The organism is Micromonospora sp. NPDC005172 (assembly GCF_040608555.1).
GTDB lineage: Bacteria > Actinomycetota > Actinomycetes > Mycobacteriales > Micromonosporaceae > Micromonospora.
In genome coordinates this window covers 1-3575 of the sequence record NZ_JBEXIL010000113.1, presented here as the reverse complement: position 1 = coordinate 3575, position 3575 = coordinate 1, and the positions used below count along the sequence as shown (strand labels likewise).

Here is a 3575-nt window from a genome sequence, read left to right as displayed (position 1 = left end):
TGAAGTTATTGCCCTGCTGATCGGCGTGTCGGGGCAATAACTTCATGATCGACAGGTCGGGGGGCCTGGGGGTGGGGGGTGGGGTGGGGTGGTGGATAGGGTTGGTTGGTTGGTGGGGGAGGGGGTTCGCTGGTGAGAGTTCTGGCGGCTATGTCGGGCGGGGTTGACTCGGCCGTGGCGGCGGCGCGGGCGGTGGCGGCCGGGCACGACGTGACCGGCGTGCACCTGGCGTTGGCGCGTAACCCGCAGACGTACCGGACCGGGGCGCGCGGTTGCTGCACCCTGGAGGACTCCCGGGATGCCCGCCGGGCGGCTGACGTGATCGGCATCCCCTTCTACGTGTGGGACATGGCGGACCGGTTCCACGAGGACGTCGTGGACGACTTCGTCGCCGAGTACGCCGCAGGTCGTACACCGAACCCGTGTCTCCGCTGCAACGAGAAGATCAAGTTCGCGGCGGTGCTGGACCGGGCGGTGGCCCTGGGCTTCGACGCGGTGGTCACCGGTCACCACGCCCGGCTCGGCCCGGACGGGTTGCTGCGCCGCAGCGTCGACATCGCCAAGGACCAGTCGTACGTGCTGGCGGTTCTCACCCGCGGGCAGCTGGACCGGTCGATGTTCCCGCTCGGCGACTCGACGAAGGCCCAGGTCCGCGCGGAGGCCGCCGAGCGTGGCCTGGCGGTCGCCGACAAGCCGGACTCCCACGACATCTGCTTCATCGCCGACGGCGACACCCGTGGCTTCCTGGCCGGCCGGCTCGGCGAGGCACCCGGCGACGTCGTCGACGCGAGCACCGGCGCGGTGGTCGGCAGCCACGCCGGGGCCTACGCGTACACGGTGGGTCAGCGTCGTGGCCTGCACCTGGACCGGCCCGCCGCCGACGGCCGGCCGCGCTACGTGCTCTCCATCACGCCCAAGACCAACACGGTGACGGTCGGTCCGGCCGAGGCGCTGGAGGTCTCCCAGGTGCGGGCGATCCGCCCGGTCTGGACCGGTGGCCCCCGCCCGGACGCGCCGGTCGAGTGCGAGGTACAGCTACGCGCGCACGGCGACGTGGTGCCGGCGACCGTCGACCTCGACGCTGACACGCTGCACGCCGAGCTGCGCCGACCGGTTCGTGGCGTCGCCGCCGGTCAGGCCGTCGTGGCGTACCGGCCGGACCCGGCCGGCGACATCGTCCTCGGCTCCGCGACCATCGCGGACTGACCGCACGGCCCGCGTGCCCGCGGGATAGCCTTCGGCCGTGACAGATCAGGCGTGGCCCTGGCCGGCCGGTGCGGCGACCGGCATCGGTTCGTTGCCCGGCACCGACATCGCCGAGGCCCAGCGAGTGGTCCTCGGCGAGCTTCCCGAGCTGCCGCACCTGCCCGAGTTGCCCGCGAGAGGCCCGGGAGCCGACCTGATCGGCCGCAGCGCCGGGCTGCTGGTCGAGCTGCCCGTCGAGCTGTACGCCGGACGGTGGCGGGTCGCCCCGCGTGCCGGCCGTGACCTGCGCCGGGCCCGGGACCTGATGGAACGCGACCTGGACCAGCTCGCCGAGCAGGCCGAGGGGTACGCCGGTCCGATCAAGGTGCAGGCCGGTGGCCCGCTCACCCTCGCGGCCTCGCTGGAACTGCCGATCGGCGGCCGGCTGCTGCGTGACCCCGGCGCCGTGCGCGATCTCACCGGCTCCCTCGCCGAAGGGTTGCGCGGGCACGTGGCGGCGGTCGCGCGGCGTCTGCCCCAGGCGTCGGTGGTCCTGCAACTGGACGAGCCGTCGCTGCCGACCGTGCTGGCCGGGCGGGTGCCGACCGAGAGCGGGCTGGGCGCGTACCGGGCGGTGGAGTCGGCCGACGCGGCAGCCCTGCTGCGTACGGTCGTCGACGCGGTGGGCGTACCCACTGTGGTGCACTGCTGTGCCCCGGACGTGCCGCTGGAGCTGATCCGTTCCACCGGAGCCGTCGCGGTCGCCCTCGACCTCGATCTGGTCACCGACCTGGACCCGCTGGGCGAGGCGATCGACGCCGGCCTCGGGCTGTTGGCCGGCGCCGCGCCGACCCGGCCGCCGTCGGCCGGTGGCGCACCGACCTCCGCGCAGATCGCCGAGCGGGTACGCAAGATCTGGGACCGCCTCGGCTTTCCTCGTCGGCAGCTCGCCGAGCAGGTGGTCGTCACCCCGGCGTGTGGCCTGGCCGGCGCCACCCCGCAGTACGCCCGGGCGGTGCTCGCTGCCTGTCGGGACGCCGGCCGACGGTTCACCGAGGAGTGACGTTTTCCTGTCGTACCCGCTGGGCAGGATGACGGTCATGATTGGACAGCTACGTTCAGTGGTGATCGACTGCCCCGACCCGCGGGCGTTGGCGGCCTTCTACTCCGAGTTGCTCGGCATCCCCGTGTTCGGGGGCGAGGACGATGCCGATGACGAGTGGGTGGTGCTGGGCGGGCCGCCCGGGCACCAGCCTCGGCTGGCGTTCCAGCGAGCGCTCAACCTGCGGCCGCCGGCCTGGCCCGACCCGGAGCGCCCGCAGCAGTTCCACCTGGACGTGACGGTGGACGACATCGAGAGCGCGGAGAAGGCGGCACTCGCTCTCGGTGCTCGGCGGCTGCCCGGCGAGGGCGAGGGTTTCCGCGTCTACGCCGATCCGGCCGGCCACCCGTTCTGCCTCTGCTGGGACTGAGCACGGCGTGGGTTGCGGCGGCACGGCACCATGGCCGCCGTGATCCACTCCTCTCCGCTGCGCGCCTCCGGTTCGCTCTTCGGTCTCGCCTACGGCGACGCCCTGGGCAAGCCCACCGAGTTCCTGACCGTCGCCGAGATCGAGCGCCGCTACGGTCCGACCGGCCCGCGTGAGCTGGCCGGCGACCCGGCGCTGGTCACGGACGACACGCAGATGGCGCTGGCGGTGGCCTGGGCGTTGCATGACGCGCCGACGCTCACGCCGGAGGCGGTGGAGCCGCTGTTGCGACGCCGCTTCCTGGCCTGGGCGGTCAGCCCGGACAACAACCGCGCCCCCGGGATGACCTGCCTGCGCGCGTGCGCCGATCTGGACCGTGGGCTGCCCTGGCAGGAGGCGACGGTCGCCGGCTCGAAGGGCTGCGGCGCCAACATGCGCGTGACCCCGGTGGGGCTGCTCGACGTGGACCTCGACACGGTGGCCGGTCTGGCCCAGTTGCAGGCCGGGATGACCCACGGCCACCCGACCGGGTTGGCCGCCAGCGAACTCACCGCGTACGCGGTCGTCGCCCTGCGCGGTGGCGTCGCGTTGCCCGAACTGCCGGCGGTGCTCGTCGACCGGGCGCGGTCCCAACGCCGGGTCTACCACCAGGACTGGCTGGGCGATCTCTGGCGGCGCCCGGGAGTCGACACGCCGGAGGAGTTCATCGCTCGCGGCTGGGACGAGTGCCTGGCGGCGCTGCGCCGGCTGACGACCGCCCTGCGCGAGCCGGACGACGGCGGCGACCCGTGCCTCGTCACCGGGGAGGGTTGGGTGGCCGAGGAGGTTCCCGCCAGCCGAGCCCGTGCAGGACGGTGTCGCCCACGGAGATGTCGGGTGACTCGCTGGCCACCACCTCGCCGACGGCGGCCCCGTCGAGCG

General features: G+C 73.7%; 3 protein-coding genes and 1 pseudogene. All 4 read left to right on the top strand.

Features of this window, described 5'->3' with window-relative positions; all coding sequences use genetic code 11:
- Window positions 1–132 precede the first annotated feature (132 nt).
- A complete protein-coding gene (mnmA, locus tag ABZV06_RS31965; protein WP_355625981.1) occupies window positions 133–1206 on the top strand; it encodes a tRNA 2-thiouridine(34) synthase MnmA in 1074 nt (357 codons plus the stop codon).
- A 37-nt stretch (window positions 1207–1243) separates the two neighbouring features.
- Window positions 1244–2248, top strand: a complete 1005-nt coding sequence (locus tag ABZV06_RS31960) for a methionine synthase (protein ID WP_355232928.1) — start codon at window positions 1244–1246, stop codon at window positions 2246–2248.
- 37 nt (window positions 2249–2285) lie between these two features.
- Entirely contained in the window at window positions 2286–2657 is a 372-nt protein-coding gene (locus tag ABZV06_RS31955) for a VOC family protein (protein WP_355232929.1), read from the top strand.
- A 30-nt stretch (window positions 2658–2687) separates the two neighbouring features.
- Window positions 2688–3491 (top strand): annotated as a pseudogene (locus ABZV06_RS31950) (ADP-ribosylglycohydrolase family protein); the annotation flags it as partial.
- Between the last annotated feature and the right edge of the window lie 84 nt (window positions 3492–3575).

Excerpts from the sequence above, each read along its gene's own strand:
- ABZV06_RS31955 (WP_355232929.1), top strand. The coding sequence starts at position 2,286 with ATGATTGGACAGCTACGTTCAGTGGTGATCGACTGCCCCGACCCGCGG.